We start from the raw sequence: 19370 nt of genomic DNA, 5'->3' as shown, positions 1-19370 counted from the left end.
GCAGCTTCTGCCGCGGGAAAAGGGGCCTGACGGCCCCTTTTTTCATTGGAACGGTCAGCGGGGCGGGCGGATCAGTGAATGCGCGGTCAGTCCTTCGAAGGCCCCGGCGATCCGGCACAGCATGGCGTCCTGCCCGCGCCTTGCGATGATCTGCAGGCCGATGGGCAGCCCCTCGGCGAATCCGCAGGGCAGGCTGATCGCCGGGTGGCCAGTGACGTTGAAGGGAAGGGTCCGCATCGGCGTCCAGGCGGCACCATCGCCGAAATCGTCGAAGGCGGGGGCGGTCTGCAGCGTGGTGGCGGTGATGATCGCGTCGCATCCGCCCAATATGTCGTCGACGTCGCGGGCAAGCCGCGCCGCCAGCCTGTGCGCCGCCGCCAGGTCCTCGGGCTGCAATACCGCGCCGGTCAGAAGATTGCGCCGGGCATCGATGCCGTATCGGTCATAGTGCGAGGCCAGGCGGTCCAGATGTTCCGACAGGGCTTCCGCCTGCAGGATGACGCAGCCCGCCGCCTCGAACAGGTCGTAATCCGGCATCTCGATCACGCTGATCGACGCCCCGGCCAGCGAGAATTGCGAGGCGGCGTCGTCCAGCGCCGCGACGACGGTGGGCTGCGCGCCGGCCAGCCAGCCCCGCGCGAAGCCGATGCGCATTCCCCTGACGGGCTGCCCAGGGCGGGGTGGCGCGTCGTTTCCGGCCAGAACCCCAAACAGCATGGCGGCTTCGGCCGCGCTTGCCGCCAGCGGCCCGGCATGATCCAGGGTGACGGACAGCGGATGGATGCCGCCGGTCGGAACCAGCCCTGCGGTCGGCTTCAGCCCGACGATGCCGCAATAGCTGGCAGGACTGCGGATCGAGCCGCCGGTATCGGTGCCGATCGCCACCCGCACCATGCCGCCCGCCACCGCCGCCGCCGAGCCCGAGGAGGAGCCGCCCGTGATATGGGCCGGGTTCCAGGGATTGCGGGCGGGCGGATAGGGCTGGTCCCATGCCGGGCCGGTCAACGCGAATTCATAGGTCGCGACCTTGCCGATGATGATCGCGCCCGCCCGTCTCAGCTGCGCGACGATTCTGGCATCACTGGTCGCGGGAACGGGATCGAGGGCCTTCGAGCCGCACCATCCTGGCATCCCCCGAACGTCGATCAGGTCCTTGACCGCGATGGGAATTCCTGCCAGCGGACCCGGATCCTCGCCGCGTTGCAGGGCGTCGTCGACCATTCTTGCGGCGTGACGGGCGCCGTCGGCATCGACATGCACGAAGGCGTTCAGCGCCGGGTTTCGCTGCCCGATCCGCGCCAGCGTCGCCTCGATCAGATCGATCGCCCGCAATTGCCCGCCACGCAGCGCCGCGCCCTGATCGGCGATGTCCCGGTCCAGAAACTCAGTCATGGTCATCGTCGTCGGCCTCGTTGATGGCCCGGCGGACGAGCTGCGCCTGAAGCGCCAGCCTTTCGGCCGCCGGTCGCGCCGCGACAAGGTCGTCGCGGGGAATCGCGTCCAGCCCTGATCGCTTCAGCCGGGAAGCGAAATCCCTTTCGTTCATGTCCGTGCCGCCTCGAACGCGGCCCAGGCGGCGGCAAATGCCTCGAAATCGAAACCGGTCCGGCGCGCGGGGTCCAGCACCAGCCGTTCCGTCGCCAGAAGCCGCGAGATGGCATCGGCAAGCGCGGGGACCACCTCGGCCGGGATCGCCAGCGCGCCATGCCGGTCGGCATGGACCAGGTCGCCGTCCCGGACCTTCATTCCGAAGATCTCGACCGGTTGGCCGATGCTTTCGACGCGGACGAAGCCGTGGCTGGGGCCGATTCGGCCGGCGATGACGGGAAAGCCGTCGGGCAGGTCGCCCAGATCCCGCATCACCCCGTTCGTCACCACGCCGGACAAGCCGAAGCCCTTGTGGACATTGGCGTTGATCTCGCCCCAGAAGGCACCCACGGCATCGTCGCCATCCAGGTCCTCGATCACCGCCAGCGACGGGGCAGGGGCCTCGGCCATGTGGCGGTAATAGGCCATGCGGCGTTCCCGCAGCACGGCGGGATCCTCGGCGGAGGGCGCCAGGGCTGCAATCGTCGCGGTGCGGGCATGGCCGACCAGGGCGCCGGCTTCCGGGGCCGAACTCAGCATCGTCCGCCGGGTGAAGTTCGCGAATCCGCGCCTGCCCTGTGCCACCTCGATCGCATTGCAGACCGTCGGCGTGTCTACCCGGCGCAGCATTTCCAGAAGTTCGGGACTCATAGCTCCTCCAGCCAGTCTTTCAGCGCGGCGCAGGTCTCGTCCGCCCGCTCCAGTGTGGTCAGATGCGCCGCGTCGTCCAGCATGACCAGCCGGGCATGGGGCATTAGCGCGGCCATGAAGTGATGCCGCTCGGGCGGGCACAGCCGGTCCTGCATTCCGCCCAGGATCAGCGTCGGCAGACGGCTTTCCCGCAAGGTCCGGCTGCGATCCTGGCGGTCGCGCAGGGCAAGGGACTGCCGGACGAACACATCCGGCCCCAGGTCGCGGGCCATCCGGGCGGCGATGTCCGTGATCCCGGCGTCGGGACCGCGGGAATAGAGCGGAAACATCCGCTCGGCCATCAATGCCATCATCCCGCCCCGGCGCGCGGCGTCGATCTGCGCCTGCCGCCCCTCTCTCACCTCGGGCAGCTCGGCGCGGGGATTGGTGTTCATCAGCGCCAGCCCGGCGATCCGGTCCGGCTGCTGGTGCAGCATCTCCATCGCGACGATGCCGCCCATGGACAACCCCGCCAGCGCGAAACGCGGCGGGGCCTGATCCAGCGCCTGCGCGGCAAGGGCAGCGATGCTGTCCTTGCCGCTGATCTCGGGCACCATGACGCTGCGCCCGGCGGAAAGCGCGCCGATCTGCGGCAGAAACAGCCGCGCGTCGCACATCATGCCCGGAAGCATCAGCAGGGGCGTGTTCGCCGGGCTCATCCCTGCCACGTCGCGCCGGCCGGATCGCCGGTCGAGCGGACCCGATAGAGGCTGGCCTCGCCCGTCATCGAGGGTGCCAGCGCATGGCGCAGGCCGGGCGGGACCGCGCAGGTATCGCCGGGTGCCAGGACCTTCTGGCCGCCATCCCAGCGCAGCGTCCAATGGCCGCGCATCACCATCAGCACCTCGTGCCGGTCGGTGGCATAGGGGTCCGCGGGGATCGAGCCGCGGGTCAGCAGCTCGACCTCGAAGCCCGGCTTGTCGCGCAGCACGCCGTTTTCGCCGATGACCTTCGCCGGCTCTGTGGCGGCCATCGCCATCAGGTCCCAGTAGCGGGCGACGTAATGCGGCACCACGTCCCGCGCGGTCGGTTCGGGAAAGGCCTTCAGTTCCTCGTCCGTCAGCAGCGGCATGGGCTTCACGCCCTCGGGCAGCGCCTGGCCCTTCTTGCTGTCGTAGAGCTTGCCGTTCTCGCCCAGCACCAGGCCATGGTCGCGCGCATCCTCGATCACCTGCGGCGCCCAGATGACGCCGCCGCCGGCGTCGTCGCCGCCCAGAATGGCCATGATCATGCCGTAATCCGTGCCGATATTCTCGAAGCCGCGGAAGATGCCGGTCGGGATGTTGAAGATGTCCCCTTCTTCCAGCACGACCTCGCCGGCATTGCCCCAGCGCCCCCAGAAGAACCGCCAGCGCCCCTTGAGGACGAAGAACACCTCGGCCGTTCGGTGCGAATGCAGGCTGTTGCGGCATTTCGGCGGCTGGCCGGCGGCGCCGATATTGAAGCCGGGCGTGTCGGTGATGTGGACATGCTGGTCCGCGCTTTCGCTGACGCCGCCGCCGATGATCGTGAAGTTTTCCTTCTGGTCCGATCCGGGCGTATGGGCATCGATGAAAGCAGTCCGGCAGGGTTGCAGATCGCCATAGCGGACAATGCGGGATTCCATCTCTTGGAGAGAGAGCGACATCGGAAAATCCTCTTGTTTCGGTTGCGATCGGGCCCGCGGGCCTGATGCAGGGCAGAGTTATTGCATACGAATTCAATTTTGCAACCGTTTTGTGCCGGATGCTGCGCGTTCTGGCGATTCGGGGCGGCGATTCCGCGGGGGAGGGGCTGCTCAATCAATTGTTATTCATTGATTAATTATGATGCGGCAAAGACGATGCTTTTGGCTGTCCTGGCGCGGGATCGTCAGAAAAGGTGTCTCACTAGAAGGAATTCCTCCCAACGATTCAACGGCATAACCTTGCTTCACATGGCTGACCACAGATTTGTATTGCATACGTATTCATTCTGATGCAGGATGCCCTGACAGATGCGTGTAAACTCCGAGATGCAGGAATGGACGATATGGCCAAACAGGATGACGCGATTGCCACGGTGTCGAAAGAGGCTCCTCAGCGCGCCCGTGCCGGATCGGCGGAAGACGTGCTTCAGAGCGAACGGCTGGATTTCGTCGACCTGGTGCCCGAGAACCGGCCCCGGTCGCAATCGCTGAAGGGCTTCGATGACTGCTATACCGACATCGTCGATTACATCATCCGCTGCACCCACAAGATCTGGGACGAACGCGATGTCGGCCTGATCTATACGCATTACACCAACAATTGCGTGCTCTACGGCACGATGGGCACGATGTATAACCGCGAGGACGTGGTGCGCGACACGATCCAGCGGCTGGTCAGCTTCCCGGAACGTCGCGGCATGGCGACCCAGGTGATCTGGAATGGCAACGATCGCGACGGCTTCTATACCTCGCATCTGGTGACCGGGTCGGGACGCTATACCCAGAACGGCCATTTCGGCCGCGCCAATGGCCGTCCCTTCGTGTCGCGGACCGTTGCCGACTGCATGATCTTCGAAAACAAGATCTATCGCGAATGGGTCGTCGCCGACCAGATGGCCATCGCGCAGCAGCTTGGGCTGGACGTGCAGGCCTATGCCGAGAAGATCGCCCGGACCAAGCTGGCACAAGGCCTGAAAAGCCTGGATATCGGCGAAACCGGCCTGATGCTGGGACAGTATCCGCCCGCGGAACAGGCCGATCTGTCCATCGCTCATAACGATATCGAGCGCGAGACCCTGCAATGGTTGCACGATGTCTGGAACCGCAAGATGTTCGGCAGGATCCGTCAGGTCTATGCGCCGACCGTCATGTATCACGGCCCGCTGATGAAGGAACTCTACGGCACCAGCGCGGTGACGCATCAGGTGATCGGGCTGGTCGGCTCCTTGCCCGACGCGAAATTCGCGCCGCAGCATGTCTGCTCGGTTCCCTGTGTCGAAGGCGGCACCAAGGTCGCGGTCCGCTGGGTGATGGAGGGCCACCATCTGGGCTATGGCGGGATCGAAAGCTTTGGCGATCCCACCGGCAAGCGGGTCCAGGTGATGGGCATGTCGCACTACCACTACAAGGATGGCAGGATCGTCGACGAATGGACGGTCTATGACGAATTGTCGATGCTGGTGCAGATCAAGCTGGCACAGCTTGCGGACGCCCCCGCCGCATGCGAGGCGCTTGCCGCCGAATGACCCCAGGGGCCGGGTCCAAGACCCGGCCTGACGCAACCAGACCAGACCTGCCGGCAAAGGCGGGCATGTATCCAACGGAGATCCCAGTCATGACCACTTTCCGGATGTCTTCTGCTGCCTGCCTGCTGTCGCTTCTGCTTGGATCGGGCGCGGCATGGGCGGATTGCGGGATCGAGCGAGGCTCGGTCCGTATACTGTCGAACGATTTCGACGCGCTCGGCACCGTGCTGCGCGAGGCCCGGTCCTGCGCCTCGGAAACGGTAAGGGTCGCCATCAACATGACGACCGAACACAAGAGCCTGCAGGTTCCGGCTTTGACCGTGAACCCGGCGCAATACACGGTGGCGCTGGTTTCGAACAACACGATCATGCCCCTGCTGAACGCCGACCTGGTCCGCCCGCTGGACGAATATGTCGAGAAATACGGCCAGGATCTGGCGCCCAACCAGCTGATCCGCGTGGACGGCAAGGTCATGGCCATCGCCTTCATGGGCAATTCCCAGCATCTGTTCATGCGCGGCGACGTGCTGGAACAGGCGGGGATCGAGCCGCCGACCAGCTACGAGGAAATCCTCGCCGCCGCCAAGAAGCTGCGCGACGACGGGATCATGCGCTATCCGCTGGCCGCCGCGAACCAGGGCGGCTGGTATCTGGCCAACGAATTCGTCAACACCTACCTGGGCATGGACGGCCAGTTCTTCGAACCCGGCAGCGCCGAGCCCGCGATCAACAACGAGGCGGGGCTGGAGACCTTGCGGGTCATGAAGGAGATGACCGAATACATGGCGCCCGAATATCTGACCTTCACCGCCGACGAGCTGAAGAAGATGTATCTGGGCGGCGATGTGGCCATCATCAATCAATGGGGGTCGATGGTGAACGGCCATGTCGATCCGGACGGCCCCGCGCCCGAGATCGGCGAGGCGACGATCCTTGCCGCAGCCCCGACCGTCGGCGACAAGGGCATTCCCGCCGCCGCCCTGTGGTGGGACGGCTTCACCATCGCCAGGAACATCTCGGACGAGGATGCCGAGGCCAGCTTCCGGGCGATGGTCCATGGCGCCCGTCCCGATGTCGCGAACGAAAATCCCGCCGCCGCGACCTGGCTGACCAAGGATTTCAACCCGCCGGCAAGCGCGCAGGGCGTCATGGCCACGGCCAATGGCGGCGCTCGGCCCTATCCGATGTCGCCCTATATGGGGCTGATGCACGCGGCGCTGGGATCGGAACTGACCGATTTCATGCAAGGCAAGGAAAGCGCCGAGCAGGCGCTGGCCGATACCGAGGCCGCCTATCGCACCGCCGCGCGCGAGGCCGGTTTCCTCAACTGACGCCGCGGGGAAGGCTGCCGGTCCTTCACGGCCCGGCGCCCGCCCGCCCTCTGCTCAGCCCGTTCCCGCCCCGCCGCCAGCCAAGAGGCGCGTCATGACGCATCGCAGTTTCTTCGCCTTCATCCTGCCGTCCCTCGTCGCGATGTTCCTGTTCATCGTGCTGCCGGTCGGTTCGGTCATCGTGCAGTCGTTCTATGTCGAACATGACCGCGTCCTTGTCACCGTCGAGAATTGCGGTCCCTTCGGCTGTCAGCAGGAAATCCGCGTCGACACCGCCGCCACCCAGGAATTGAAGCGCGAACAGCCTCTGGGCAAGTTCAACGGTTTCGGCACCTACCTGAACCGCGCCCATCTGGCCGTCGACGAGGTCGCCGAGATCGTTCGCAGCAGCGGCGGCCTGGGCGAGATGATCGCCCGGATCTACAACCTGCCATTCTACAAGGCGCTGTCCTTCACGCTGGCCTATACGTTCGTTGTCACGCCGCTGGCGATGCTGCTTGGCTTCGGCGTCGCGCTGGCGGTGAACACGCTGCCGCGCATCGCCAAGGGGCCGGTGATCTTCCTGTCGCTGCTGCCCTATATCGTCACGCCGCTGATCGGATCGCTGATCCTGTTCTGGATGATCAATCCCAACGGTGTCCTGGGCGCGACCCTGCAGCTGATCTTCGACGATCCCGACCTGTCGCTGAAGGCGTCGCCCACGCTGACCTGGATCACGCTGTTCGTCTATGGCGTCTGGCACATGGCGCCGTTTCCCTTCGTCGTCTTCTATGCCGGGTTGCAGACCCTGCCCAAGGACACGCTGGAAAGCGCGATGATCGACGGGGCGAACCGCTGGGAACGCATCCGCTTCGTCGTCGTCCCGCATCTGGTCCCGCTGGCGACCTTTGTCGGCCTCGTGCTGATGATGGACAATTTCCGCGTCTTCGAGCCGATCGTCGGCTTCTCGGCCGAGGCGAACGCGACCTCGCTGTCATGGGCGATCTACAACGACCTGAACGGGCAGGTGGACAAGCTGTTCGGCTCGGCCGCGGCCACGTCGGTGCTGACCGTCATCGGCGTTGTCATTCTGCTGATCCCGGTGCTGATCCGCACCTGGCGCGATTTCAACCGCAAACGCTAAGGAGACGGGCATGGATTTCTCGCCGCATTCCCGCAGCCGCACGCAGGCCATCGTCGCCTCGGTCCTGCTGCTCGCCTGGCTCGTCATCGCGGCCTTCCCGTTCTTCTGGACGGTCTGGGGCTCGTTCAAGGTCGAGGCGGATTTCTTCAGCCGCGAAAGCTGGGGCAACGCGCTTCTGGGCACCAGCACGGTGCGGCAGACCGGATCGGCCTTTACGCTGGACGGCTATCGCGGCGCCTGGATCGAGCGGGAATTCTGGCGCTCGGTCATCAACACCGCCATCGTCACGGTCAGCGTGACCACGATCAGCCTGATCTTCGGCACCCTGGGCGGCTATGCCCTGTCGCGCTCGGGCTATCGCTACACGTTCTGGATCCTGATCGCCGCGCTGGTGTTCCGCGCCATGCCGCATATCACGCTGGTCTCGGGCTATCTGCTGCCGTTCTTCGAGATGAACATCTGGGGCGTGCTGCCCACCGCGATCATCGTGCTGGTGGCGATCAACCAGCCGTTCACGCTGTGGATGCTGCACAGCTTCTTTCTGTCGATCCCCAAGGACCTGGACGAAAGCGCGATGGTCGATGGCTGTACGCGGTTCCAGGCCTTCCGGCTGGCGATCATGCCGGTGATGTGGCCGGGCGTCATCACCACCGGCCTGTTCAGCTTCCTGCTGGCCTATAACGACTTCGCCGTGACCTCGATGCTGCTGAACCAGGACAACCAGACCATGGTGCCCAAGATCAATTCCTTCCTCGGCACCGTCCAGACCGAAGGCACGATCATGTATGCCGTCGCCGCCGTGGTGTCCGCCACCGTGCCGCTGTTCATGCTCGTGATGTTCTTCCAACGCCAGATCGTCAGCGGCCTGACCGCCGGCGCCGTGAAAGGGTAACAGATGGCCCAGATCAACCTGAAGAATGTGTGCAAGCGGTGGGGCCCGGTGGTGGGCGTGGACAATTTCGACCTGCAGATCGCCGACCAGGAATTCATCGTCCTGCTGGGGCCCTCGGGCTGCGGCAAGACCACCACGATGCGGATGATCGCCGGGCTGGAAAGCGTGACCGACGGCGAGATCTGGATCGGCGACCGGATCGTGAACCGGCTGGAACCGAAGGACCGCGACATCTCGATGGTGTTCCAGAGCTACGGGCTTTATCCGAACCTGTCGGTCTATGAAAATATCCGCTTTCCGCTGAAGGTCCGCAAGATCCCCAGGGATCAGCACCATGAACGGGTGATGAAGGCCGCCGAGATGGTCGACCTGACCGAGCTTCTGGAGCGCCGTCCGGCCGAGCTTTCGGGCGGCCAGCGCCAGCGCGTGGCCCTGGGCCGCGCCATCGTCCGCGAGCCCACGGTGTTCCTGATGGACGAGCCGCTGTCGAACCTTGACGCCAAGCTGCGCGTCTCGACGCGGGCCGAGATCAAGAACCTGCAGCACCGGCTGAAGACGACCACGATCTATGTCACCCATGACCAGATCGAGGCGATGACGCTGGCGGATCGTGTGGTGGTGATGAATCGCGGCGTCATCCAGCAGGTCGCGACACCTACCGAGATCTATGACCGTCCCGCCAATATCTTCGTGGCGGGTTTCATCGGCTCTCCGGCGATGAACCTGGTCGAGGGCGAATTGTCAAACGGCGTGTTCACCTGCCGCAACATGCGCATCGAGGGGCTGGCGGATGTCGCCCGCGGCAAGGTCACGCTGGGTTTCCGCGCCGAGGATGTGGAGCTTGTGCCGTCGGGCGGCCAGCTGGAGGCGCCGATCTATGCGCTGGAATTGCTGGGCGACGCGTCGATGATCGCGGTGAAGGCGGGCGGGGCGCTGGTTAACCTGAAGGCGGCCAAGGATTACCGCGCCGAGATCGGCACACGGGTTTCGGCTCGCATCCCGCCGGCGATGTGTCACCTTTTCGACCATGGGACGGGGCAGCGCCTGTCCCAGGCCGGCTGAGGCTGGTCTTGCGGCGGCCGGTTCGCCATAAGCGGGCTGGCGCGGGGCATGAACGGAGAGCCGGGATGGCAGGCAAGAACATAACTTCCGTCGATGTGGCGCGCCATGCCGGCGTCAGCCAATCCGCGGTCTCGCGCTATTTCACCCCCGGCGCGTCGGTTTCGGCGAAGATGGCGGACAAGATCCGCGCGGCGGCGGACGAGCTTGGCTATCGTCCGAACGTGCTGGCGCGGTCGCTGATCACCGGGAAAAGCCGCATCATCGGTCTGGTGGTCTATTACCTGGAAAACCAGTTCTATCCCGAAGCGGTCGAGAAACTGTCCGTCGCCCTGCAGGAAAGCGGCTATCACGTCCTGCTGTTCATGGCCTCGCATACGGTGGGGGATGTCGAGCCGGTCATGCAGCAGATCCTCGACTATCAGGTCGATGGCATCATCATGGTGTCGGTATCGATCTCCTCGGTGCTGGCGCAGCGCTGCGCCGAGCTGTCGATTCCGGTGATGCTGTTCAACCGCGATCAGCCTGACCTGGACCTGATGGCGGTGACGACCGACAATATGCGCGGCGGCACGCTGGCGGCGCAGACGCTGCTTGAGGCGAAGCCGCGCCGGATCGCCCATCTGGCGGGCTTCGAGGGCGCCTCGACCCAGATCGACCGCGAGGCCGGGTTCCTGCGCCGGCTCGCGGCGGAAGGCTATGACCTGCACGCCCGCGCCGTGGGGAATTTCCACTATGCCGAAGCGGTCGAGGCGACGCATGAACTGTTCGACCGCCCGGACCCGCCGGATGCGCTGTTCGTGACCGACGACCACATGGCCTTTGCCGCGATGGACGTGATCCGGCACGAATTCCGCCTGCGCATCCCCGAGGACGTGGCGGTCATCGGCTTTGACGACGTGCCGCTGGCCTCCTGGCCCAGCTTCAACCTGACGACGATGCGCCAGCATGTGAACCAGATGGTGTCCAAGGCCGTCAGCGAGTTGCTGACGGCGATCGAGGAGCCCGAGGTCCTGCAGCCGGTGAAGCTTCGGATTCCGCCGACCCTGATCCGCCGCGGCACGACGCGCCCGCCGGCGTGACCGGGGCGGGGCTTTCGCTGCCGCCGCCACGCCCGGCGCAGGGTGCGTTGCGGTGGCGCCGGGCGCCTAGTCCGCCGTCCAGCCGCCGTCCAGCATCAGCGCCGATCCGGTCATCATCGCCGCGGCGTCCGAGGCCAGGAAGACCGCCGCCGCGGCGACATCCTCGATCTGTCCCAGCCGCCCCAGCTTGATCTTGCCCAGCACCTGCCGGCGGAAGGCGGGGTCCTCGAAGAAGGGGCGCGTCATCGGCGTCTCGATGAAGGTGGGGCAGATCGTGTTCACCCGGATGTTTCGGGGCCCAAGCTCGACCGCCAGCGCCTTGGTAAAGCCCTCGAGCGCCCATTTCGATGCGCAATAGAGCGTCCGGTTCGCCGCCCCGACATGGCCCATCTGCGAGGACATGTTGATGATCGCCCCGCCCTTGCCGGCCCGGACCATGCCCCGCGCCACCGCCTGCGCCGTGAACACCGCCGCCCGCAGGTTCAGCCCGATCACCGCGTCGAAGTCTTCCCCGGTCACCTCGTCCAGCGGCTTGGGGCGATTGGTGCCGGCGTTGTTGACGAAGATGTCGAAGGCCGGCCGCCGCTCCAGCGCGGCGGCGAAGCCCGCGGCATCGGTGACGTCGAGGACCAGCGTCTCGGCCGTGCCGCCCGCCGCGGCGATCCCCGCCGCCACCTCGTCGAGATCCGCGGCAGAGCGCGCGCACAGCGTCACGGATGCGCCGGCCGATGCGAGGGCCTCGGCCACGCCGCGCCCGATCCCCCGTCCGGCGCCGGTGACGAGCGCGCGCCTGCCGCCCAGCCCGAACCGCGCGGCGATCATTCCGCCGCCGTCCCGTAGGCCACCTTCACCCCGCCATGGCGGCGCACCCGGAGATTGGCCTGCTCGGCATGGCCCACGAAGCCCTCCAGCATGCACAGGCGCGAGCAATAGGCGCCGATCTCGGCCGCGGCCGCATCGGTGGTGATCTTCTGATAGCTGTGCGTCTTCAGGAACTTGCCGACCCACAGCCCGCCGGTATAGCGTCCCGCCTTGCGGGTCGGCAGCGTGTGGTTGGTGCCGATCACCTTGTCGCCATTGGCGACATTGGTGCGCGGCCCGAGGAACAGCGCGCCATAGCAGGTCATGTTCTGCAGATACCAGTCGTCGCGATCCGTCATCACCTGCACATGCTCGGACGCGATCCGGTCGGCCACCTGCAGCATTTCCTCATGGCTGTCGCAGAGGATCACCTCGCCATGGTCGCGCCAGCTGGCGCCTGCGGTGTCCGCGGTGGGCAGGATCGTCAGCAGCCGCTCGATCTCGGCCATCGTGTCTTCCGCCAGCCGCCGCGAGGTGGTGACCAGAACGGCGGGGCTGTCATAGCCATGCTCGGCCTGCCCCAGAAGATCGGTCGCGCAAAGCTCGGCATCGACGGTTTCATCGGCGATCACCATGGTTTCGGTCGGTCCGGCGAACAGGTCGATCCCGACGCGCCCGTAAAGCTGGCGCTTGGCCTCGGCGACGAAGGCGTTTCCCGGCCCGACCAGCATGTGCACCGGCTCGATCGTCTCGGTTCCCAGCGCCATCGCGCCGATCGCCTGGATGCCGCCCAGCACATGGATCTCGTGCGCGCCGCCCAGATGCATGGCCGCGATCACCGCCGGGTTCGGCTTGCCCTTGAAGGGCGGGGTGCAGGCGACGATCCGCGGCACCCCGGCGACGCTGGCCGTCGCCACCGACATATGGGCCGAGGCCACCATGGGAAACTTGCCGCCGGGCACATAGCAACCCACGGATTGCACCGGAATGTTCCTGTGGCCCAGGATCACGCCCGGCAGGGTTTCGATCTCGATATCCAGCATCGAATCCCGCTGCGCCCGGGCGAATTTGCGCACCTGTTCCTGCGCGAACCTGATGTCGTCCAGCTCGCGCGGCGACAGTTGCGCGATCAGCTCGTCGATCTCGGCCTGCGACAGCCGGAAACGGGCGGGCGAATAGCCGTCGAACTTCGCGCTCAGGTCGCGCACGGCGGCGTCGCCGCGCGTCTCGATATCCTTCAGCGTGCTTTCCACGATGGCCCGCGTCTGCGCGTCGTCCCGGCTCTTCTCGGCCTCGGACTTGCCGCGCTTGAGATAGGTGATGGTCATGGTCGAGATCCTCCGAATCCTGCCGGAAGGTGTCGCATATGGGCGGAAGCAGGCAAGTTTTCCGGTAATTGTTTGAAAATATTTCATTAGATTATTGCGCCCTGGACTGGTGATCGGATGCCGATCTGCTATCGTCGCGTGAATATTTTTCGAAGGCTGGCCATGGCGAAGGTAACGGCAAGGATCGTGGCGCAGGAGGCCGGGGTCTCGATGGCCGCGGTGACGCGGGCCTTTCAGCCCGGCAGTTCCCTGTCCGACGACAAGCGCCGGCGCGTGCTGCAGGTCGCGGCGAAACTGGGCTACAAGACGCCGTCGGGGCGGACGCTTGGCCGGATCGCGACGGGCACCATCAGCCTCGTGGCGGGCGACCTGTCCAATCCCTTCTATCCGGCCGTGCTGGAGGAGTTGTCGCAGCGCCTGCACGAGCGCGGCCGCAAGCTGGTGCTGCACGCGATCCCTCCGGGCGGATCGATCGACCTGGTGATGCAGCAGGTGATCGACTATCGCGCCGACGCCGCCATCGTCACCTCGGCCACCATGTCGTCGCGGCTGGCAAGCGAATGTCGCCGGCAGAACCTGCCCGTCGTGCTGTTCAACCGGGTTCAGCCGGACGCCCGGATGACCGCGGTGACCTGCGACAATTACGGCGGAGGCCGGATGGTGGCCGAGTATCTTCTGGCCCGAGGCCGGAGCCGCATCGGCTATGTCACCGGTCTGCGCAACACCTCGACGCATCTGGAACGGGCGCGCGGCTTCCTGGACGTGCTGCAGGAAAACGGCGTGACCCCGGAGTGCACGGCCTCGGGCGAGTTTTCCTATGTCCGGGCGAAGGACGCCGTCCGTCCGCTGCTGGACGCGGCCAGCCCGCCGGACGCGCTGTTCTGCGAGAATGACGTGATGGCCTTGGCGGCCATCGATTCGGCACGGGAACTGGGTATCCGGGTGCCCGAGGACCTGGCGATCATCGGTTTCGACGACATTCCGCAGGCGGATTGGGCGGCCTACCGGCTGACCACCGTGCGCCAGCCCGTGCGCCGCATGGTCGGCGAGACGCTGGAACTGATCGAGCTGAGCCTGTCGGGGGAGGCCGTGGACGGCACCATCCGCATCCTGCCGGTCAGCCTCATCGAGCGGAATAGCGGATAGCGCGTCCCCAGGCGGGGGTGGAATTCACCCCCGCCGATTTGAGCGCAGGGCAGCATGACAGATGTCGAAGCGCGTCATTGCGGATCCGGGCGCAAGGGGCGATCGGGTCACGGCCCTGGCGGAGCGGTGGATTCGCGCACGATCAGCGAGAAATCCATCTTCTGGTGCTTCAGGGGCTGCTGACCGGCCAGCAGGTCGACAAGATAGCGGCCGGCGCGGACCCAGATTTCATTCGTGGGCATGTGGATCGTGGTCAGGCTGGGCTGCAGATGGCGGCTCCATTCCAGATCGTCGAAACCCGCCACCGACAATTGCGCCGGGACAGCGACGCCCAGCCGGATCGCCGCCAGCATGACCCCGTAGGCGATCACGTCATTGCCGCAGATCACGGCACTGGGCCGGTCGTCCGAACGCAGCAGCAGGCGCGCCGCGTCGGCCGCATCATCCAGGACATAGTTCACGTTCAGCTGCCAGTCCGGCCGGGGCGTGCAGCCTGCATCACCCAGGACCTCCAGCACGCCGCGCATCCGGGCCCGCGCCCGGTCGTTGTTGCGCTGATGGGCGCCGACCACGGCAACCCGGCGATGGCCCAGTCCGGTGATGTAGCGCGCCAGGGTCCGGCCGGCCTCGGCATTGTCGACGCCGACCGACGGATAGGGCTTTTCGGGCTCGTATACCCCGACATTCACGAAGGGGATCTTCTGGGTGTCCAGCAGGCGGCGGAGATCGGGATGGCGTTCGTCGCCGCGCAGGATCAGCGCGTCGATGCCGCGTTCGACAAGGTTGCGGGCCTGTTTCAGTTCGACGTCCAGATCATATTCGTTCGTTGCCAGCAGCAGCAGATAGTCCTTTCCGGCCAGGAAGCTCTGCAGCGCCTGCAGCCCCTGGGCGAACATCGCATTGTCCACGGTCGGCACGATCGCCCCGATCGTGCGGGTCCGTCGCGAGGACAGGGCCCGTGCTGAAGCATCAGGAATGTAACCGATTTCGTCTATGACCCGGCGGATTTTCTCGCGCAGTTCGGCGCTGACCGACTCGGGCCTGTTCAGTGCGCGCGACACGGTCGCCGTCGAGACGCCGGCGTGACGCGCCACGTCGCGGATGCCTATCTGCCTGACAGTAGCTCTGTTTTTCTGTGGAACCGAGTCGGACATGTTCTGATTTCTTCCCTCTTTCATCCTTTTAACGGTGCTTTGCCCGGTTGCACAAGGCTTTCGATCCCTGCCGCGCCCGAATCGGGTTGACGCTGGGAAACCGGCATGATATGTAACCGGTTACAAGCCTTTGGGGAGAAGGCGGGAGGAGAAAACCGATGGCCAATGAATCTGCAGGATCGATGGGTCTGACCTCGGCACTGCTTGTCGCGATGGCCCTGCCGGCCGCCGCGCAGGATTTCGACTGGAGGGCGCATGAGGGCGAGACCGTGACCTTCCTGGCGAACAGCAATCCGCTTGGGCAGTTGCTGATCGCGCACAAGGACGAGTTCGAGGCGCTGACGGGCATCAACCTGGTCGTCGACAGCTATCAGGAGCAGCAGATGCGCCAGCGCCTGATGACGGTGATGAACGCGCGCAGCGACGAGGTGGATGTCTTCATGACCTTGCCGTCGCGCGAGGGGATGCAGTTCGCCACGGCGGGCTGGTACAAGGATCTGAACCCCTATCTGGAAGGCGCGGTGGCGCCGGACTATGACGCGGGCGGGCTTGCCGAGGCCTTGGTGGATGCCGCGACCTTCGACGGCCAGTTCATCGGCGTGCCGCTGAACATCGAGGGCCCGCTGCTCTATTATCGCACCGATGTGTTCGAGGAATGCGGGCTTCAGCCGCCCTCGGCGCTGCAGGAACTGCCCGAGATTTCGGCCGCGCTTAAGGAATGCTCGGATCTGACGCCTTTCGCCTCGCGCGGGCTGGCCGCGGCGGTGCCCTACACCTTCGCGGGGTTCATGCACAACATGGGCGGCAGCTACATGGTGGACGGCCAGTCGGCCATGTGTTCCGAACCGGTCAAGGCGGCCATCACGCTCTATTCCGACCTGCTGAAGGAACATGGCCCGCCGGGCGTGGTCAATTACAGCTTCCAGCAGCTGACGGCGCTGTATCGTGCCGGCCGGTCGGCCATGTCCTTCGAATCCTCGAACGAGTTTTCGGGCATCATGGAGGGTGGCGAGCGGATGGAGGATACCGCGATCATGCCGCTGCCCCCCGGTCCCGGCGGTTCTCATCCCACGGTGATCGGCTGGGCGCTGTCGATCTCGGCCCATTCGCGCAATCCCGATGCGGCCTGGTATTTCCTGCAATGGGCCTCCAGCCCCCAGATGCAGGCGAAATTCGCGCTGGAGGGCATTGCGCCGCCCCGCGAAGCCGTCGCGGAATCGGCGGAATACAACGCCTGGCTTGGCGAAAGCCCGGTGCGCCAGCAATGGCACGATGCCCTGGCCGAACTGGCCCGGACCGGCACCTCGGAGATCGGCTTTCCGATCGTCGGCAACCCGGAATCGCGCCAGTATATCGGCGATGCGGTGGGCAGCGTGCTTCTGGGCACCGCCACGGTCGATCAGGCCTGCGCCACGGCCGATGCGGCTCTGAACGAGCTGATCGCGCGCGACTGACGCCCTCGCTTCGGGTGGCCGGTGCCGCAACCATCGGCCGCCCGTTTCGCCGGAACCCTTCATGGATCAGGAAACCCGTCCCGTGTCACCACGCTCATTCCGCCTGTCCGAGGATTTTCGCGCCGTCGTGATCGGCGGCACCGGCGGCATCGGTGCAGCGATCACCCAAGAATTCCTGGATCTCGGCGCCAGCGTCATTGCGACTGCGGCGACGGCGGCCGAGACCGAGGCAAGCCCGCTGGCCGGCGCGCCGGGGCTGGGGCTGGCGGCACTGGACATCACCGATGACGCGGCGGTCGATGCCCTGGCGCGCGAGGTCGGGGAACTGGACGCGCTGGTCAATTGCGCGGGGATCCTGCGCCGCGACGACGAATTCGACCTGGAGGTGTTCCGCCAGGTCATCGAGGTGAACCTGACCGGCACGATGCGTTGCTGCACCGCCTTTCGCGCCGGGCTGGCGGCACGCAGGGGATCGATCGTCAACATCGCCTCGATGAACGCCTTCGCCGCGCTGCCGCGGCTGCCGGCCTATTGCGCCTCGAAGGGCGGGGTGGTGATGCTGACCCGCGCGCTGGCCCATGCCTGGGCGGATCAGGGCATCCGCGTCAACGCGGTGGCGCCCGGCTATATCGAGACGCCGCTGAATGCCGAGGGGCGCAAGGATGCCGCGCATTACGACCGGATCGCCGCGCGCACCGCGCTGAAGCGCTGGGGACAGCCCGAGGAGGTGGCCGGGACCGTCGCCTATCTGTGCATGCCCGCCGCGCAATATGTGACCGGCAGCATCGCGATGGTCGATGGCGGCTTTCTGGCGGGCTGAGGGGGAAAGCCATGAATGTCAACAGGGAACACCGGGGACAGATGGCGGCCATGTCGATGCCCGCCCTGGTCTTCACGGTGGCGATGATCGCCTTTCCGATCATCTACACGATCTGGATGAGCTTTCAGACCTATTCCTCGACCGGGCAGGTGATCGGCTGGGGCGGCGACAATTATTCCCGGATGGTCGCCGACGACCGGTTCTGGAACGGCATCTGGGTGACGATCTATCTTTATGTGCTGTCCCTGGTGATGCAGCTGGTGCTGGGCACGGGGCTGGCGCTGCTGCTGTTCCGGGCCAGGCGGCTGCCGGGCATCATGCGGTCGCTGTTCATCTCGCCCTTCATGATGCCGCCGGTGGTGGCGGGGATGATGTGGCTGGTGATCCTGGACCCCTCGCTGGGGGCGGCGAACTGGATCCTGACCTCGCTGGGGCTGCCGCCCTCGTCCTGGCTGGCCTCGCCGGCGATCGTGGTGCCGGTACTGGCGATGATCGACACATGGCAATGGACGCCCTATGTGGCCCTGATCGTGCTGGGCGGGCTGCAATCGCTGCCGCCCTCGGTCTACGAGGCCGCCGAGATCGACGGCGCGCCCCGCCACAAGGTCTTCTGGCGCATCACCCTGCCGCTGCTGCTGCCGACGCTGGTGACGGCGATGGTGCTGCGCTCGGTCGATCTGCTGCGCTTTTTCGACCTGATCTACATCACCACGCAGGGCGGCCCCTCGGACCGGTCGATGACGCTGAACATCTATGGCTTCCGCATCGGCTTCGAGTTCTTCCAGCTGGGCTATGCCAGCGCCCTGATGATCACGCTGTCGATCATGGTGCTGGGCGCCGTGATCGCCCTCAATCGGCTGCGCGCCGCGGTGGAGTGGTAGGATGACGACGAGACCTTCGGATTCGCGCTGGCTGGACGGGCTGAACCTGGTGCTTCTGGTGCTGGCGGGCGTGATCGTGATGACGCCGACGGCCTGGATGGTGCTGTCCTCGTTCAAGCCCTCCTACGAGGTGACGGCCTATCCGCCGACGCTGGTCTTCCAGCCCACGCTGGAGAATTACGCGACGCTGAACAGCCAGACGCCGTTCCTGCGCTATACGATGAACTCGCTGATCGTGACCGTGGGCTCCACGCTTTTCGGGCTGCTGCTGGGCGCGCCGGCGGCCTTCGTCGCATCCTGGACGCGGATCACCTGGCCCGCCGTGGTGACGCTGATGGCGCGGATGGCGCCGGGCACGCTGTTCCTGCTGCCCTGGTACGTGATGTTCCGGCAGGTGGACATGATCGGCAGCTATACGGCGCTGATCCTGACCCATGCGGTCATCACCCTGCCGGTGGTGATCTGGGTGCTGCTGCCCTATTTCGACAATATCCCGCGCTCGATCTACGAGGCCGCGCAGGTCGATGGCTGTTCGCCCTTCCGCATCTTCCGCCGCATCGCGCTGCCCCTGGTGTCGTCGGGGCTGGCGGTCTCGGCGATCCTCGCCTTCGTCTTCTCGTGGAATTTCTTCCTCTTCGCGCTGGTGCTGAGCAATTCGCAGACGAAGACGCTGATCGCGGCCTCGTTCAATTTCATCGGCGAGGGCTCGACCAATTGGGGCGGGCTGATGGCCGCGGCGACGATCATCGCGCTGCCGCCGCTGATCCTGGCCGCCGTCGTGCAACGCTGGCTGATCTCGGGCCTGACGCTCGGGGCCGTGAAAGGATGAC

General features: G+C 65.7%; 19 protein-coding genes. 11 read left to right on the top strand and 8 right to left on the bottom strand.

Features of this window, described 5'->3' with window-relative positions; translation table 11 throughout:
* Positions 1 to 54: 54 nt before the first annotated feature.
* Genes C9E82_RS03635 through C9E82_RS03620 form a run of 5 tightly spaced genes read right to left on the bottom strand, consistent with a single transcriptional unit; the run spans position 55 to position 3904 of the window.
* Entirely contained in the window at positions 55 to 1392 is a 1338-nt protein-coding gene (locus C9E82_RS03635) for an amidase (RefSeq protein ID WP_240643365.1), read from the bottom strand.
* Positions 1385 to 1546: a hypothetical protein gene (locus tag C9E82_RS24360; RefSeq protein WP_170161951.1), complete on the bottom strand. Its 162-nt coding sequence runs from the start codon at positions 1544 to 1546 to the stop codon at positions 1385 to 1387. The genes C9E82_RS03635 and C9E82_RS24360 overlap by 8 nt, the downstream gene beginning before the upstream one ends.
* Positions 1543 to 2238, bottom strand: coding sequence for an RraA family protein (locus tag C9E82_RS03630; RefSeq protein WP_119896159.1), 696 nt, complete (start codon positions 2236 to 2238; stop codon positions 1543 to 1545). The genes C9E82_RS24360 and C9E82_RS03630 overlap by 4 nt, the downstream gene beginning before the upstream one ends.
* Positions 2235 to 2936 carry an alpha/beta fold hydrolase gene (locus tag C9E82_RS03625; protein ID WP_240643366.1) on the bottom strand — a complete coding sequence of 234 codons (702 nt, stop codon included), beginning with the start codon at positions 2934 to 2936 and terminating at the stop codon, positions 2235 to 2237. Before C9E82_RS03625 ends, C9E82_RS03630 begins: the two co-directional genes overlap by 4 nt.
* The gene (locus C9E82_RS03620; RefSeq protein WP_119896160.1) at positions 2933 to 3904 is read right to left on the bottom strand and encodes a cupin domain-containing protein; all 972 of its coding nucleotides are present in this window, start codon (positions 3902 to 3904) and stop codon (positions 2933 to 2935) included. The genes C9E82_RS03625 and C9E82_RS03620 overlap by 4 nt, the downstream gene beginning before the upstream one ends.
* Positions 3905 to 4287: 383 nt before the next feature.
* Between C9E82_RS03620 and C9E82_RS03615 the strand changes: the two genes are divergently transcribed.
* The 6 genes from C9E82_RS03615 (at position 4288) to C9E82_RS03590 (ending at position 10956) form a co-directional block, all read left to right on the top strand.
* Positions 4288 to 5469, top strand: coding sequence for a nuclear transport factor 2 family protein (locus tag C9E82_RS03615; protein ID WP_119896222.1), 1182 nt, complete (start codon positions 4288 to 4290; stop codon positions 5467 to 5469).
* Between the two features lie 89 nt (positions 5470 to 5558).
* Positions 5559 to 6800 carry an extracellular solute-binding protein gene (locus tag C9E82_RS03610; RefSeq protein WP_205962105.1) on the top strand — a complete coding sequence of 414 codons (1242 nt, stop codon included), beginning with the start codon at positions 5559 to 5561 and terminating at the stop codon, positions 6798 to 6800.
* A 94-nt stretch (positions 6801 to 6894) separates the two neighbouring features.
* A complete protein-coding gene (locus C9E82_RS03605) occupies positions 6895 to 7923 on the top strand; it encodes a carbohydrate ABC transporter permease (protein ID WP_119896161.1) in 1029 nt (342 codons plus the stop codon).
* A 10-nt stretch (positions 7924 to 7933) separates the two neighbouring features.
* The gene (locus C9E82_RS03600; protein ID WP_119896162.1) at positions 7934 to 8815 is read left to right on the top strand and encodes a carbohydrate ABC transporter permease; all 882 of its coding nucleotides are present in this window, start codon (positions 7934 to 7936) and stop codon (positions 8813 to 8815) included.
* Positions 8816 to 8818: 3 nt separating this feature from the next.
* Positions 8819 to 9877 (top strand): ABC transporter ATP-binding protein, encoded by a 1059-nt coding sequence (locus C9E82_RS03595; protein WP_119896163.1) that lies wholly within the window; start codon positions 8819 to 8821, stop codon positions 9875 to 9877.
* 65 nt (positions 9878 to 9942) lie between these two features.
* On the top strand, positions 9943 to 10956 hold the full coding sequence (locus C9E82_RS03590) for a LacI family DNA-binding transcriptional regulator (protein ID WP_119896164.1): 1014 nt from the start codon (positions 9943 to 9945) through the stop codon (positions 10954 to 10956).
* A 66-nt stretch (positions 10957 to 11022) separates the two neighbouring features.
* Here the strand turns inward: C9E82_RS03590 and C9E82_RS03585 are convergent, their stop codons facing one another.
* On the bottom strand, positions 11023 to 11778 hold the full coding sequence (locus C9E82_RS03585) for an SDR family NAD(P)-dependent oxidoreductase (protein WP_119896165.1): 756 nt from the start codon (positions 11776 to 11778) through the stop codon (positions 11023 to 11025).
* A complete protein-coding gene (hisD, locus tag C9E82_RS03580) occupies positions 11775 to 13085 on the bottom strand; it encodes a histidinol dehydrogenase (RefSeq protein WP_119896166.1) in 1311 nt (436 codons plus the stop codon). The genes C9E82_RS03585 and hisD overlap by 4 nt, the downstream gene beginning before the upstream one ends.
* A gap of 162 nt (positions 13086 to 13247) precedes the next feature.
* On the opposite strand from hisD, the gene C9E82_RS03575 reads away from it, so the two are divergent.
* Positions 13248 to 14231 (top strand): LacI family DNA-binding transcriptional regulator, encoded by a 984-nt coding sequence (locus C9E82_RS03575; protein ID WP_119896167.1) that lies wholly within the window; start codon positions 13248 to 13250, stop codon positions 14229 to 14231.
* 107 nt (positions 14232 to 14338) lie between these two features.
* Here the strand turns inward: C9E82_RS03575 and C9E82_RS03570 are convergent, their stop codons facing one another.
* The gene (locus C9E82_RS03570) at positions 14339 to 15385 is read right to left on the bottom strand and encodes a LacI family DNA-binding transcriptional regulator (protein WP_119896168.1); all 1047 of its coding nucleotides are present in this window, start codon (positions 15383 to 15385) and stop codon (positions 14339 to 14341) included.
* Between the two features lie 158 nt (positions 15386 to 15543).
* On the opposite strand from C9E82_RS03570, the gene C9E82_RS03565 reads away from it, so the two are divergent.
* From C9E82_RS03565 to C9E82_RS03550, 4 genes are all read left to right on the top strand, one after another.
* Positions 15544 to 16839 (top strand): ABC transporter substrate-binding protein, encoded by a 1296-nt coding sequence (locus C9E82_RS03565; protein ID WP_119896169.1) that lies wholly within the window; start codon positions 15544 to 15546, stop codon positions 16837 to 16839.
* Positions 16840 to 16921: 82 nt separating this feature from the next.
* Positions 16922 to 17659: an SDR family NAD(P)-dependent oxidoreductase gene (locus C9E82_RS03560; protein ID WP_240643368.1), complete on the top strand. Its 738-nt coding sequence runs from the start codon at positions 16922 to 16924 to the stop codon at positions 17657 to 17659.
* A gap of 50 nt (positions 17660 to 17709) precedes the next feature.
* A complete protein-coding gene (locus C9E82_RS03555) occupies positions 17710 to 18540 on the top strand; it encodes a carbohydrate ABC transporter permease (RefSeq protein WP_244935991.1) in 831 nt (276 codons plus the stop codon).
* Position 18541: 1 nt separating this feature from the next.
* Positions 18542 to 19369, top strand: coding sequence for a carbohydrate ABC transporter permease (locus C9E82_RS03550; RefSeq protein ID WP_119896172.1), 828 nt, complete (start codon positions 18542 to 18544; stop codon positions 19367 to 19369).
* Position 19370 lies beyond the last annotated feature (1 nt).

Source organism: Paracoccus sigandri, from assembly GCF_003709565.1.
Classification (GTDB): domain Bacteria; phylum Pseudomonadota; class Alphaproteobacteria; order Rhodobacterales; family Rhodobacteraceae; genus Paracoccus; species Paracoccus siganidrum.
This window is presented reverse-complemented; position numbering and strand designations above follow the sequence as displayed.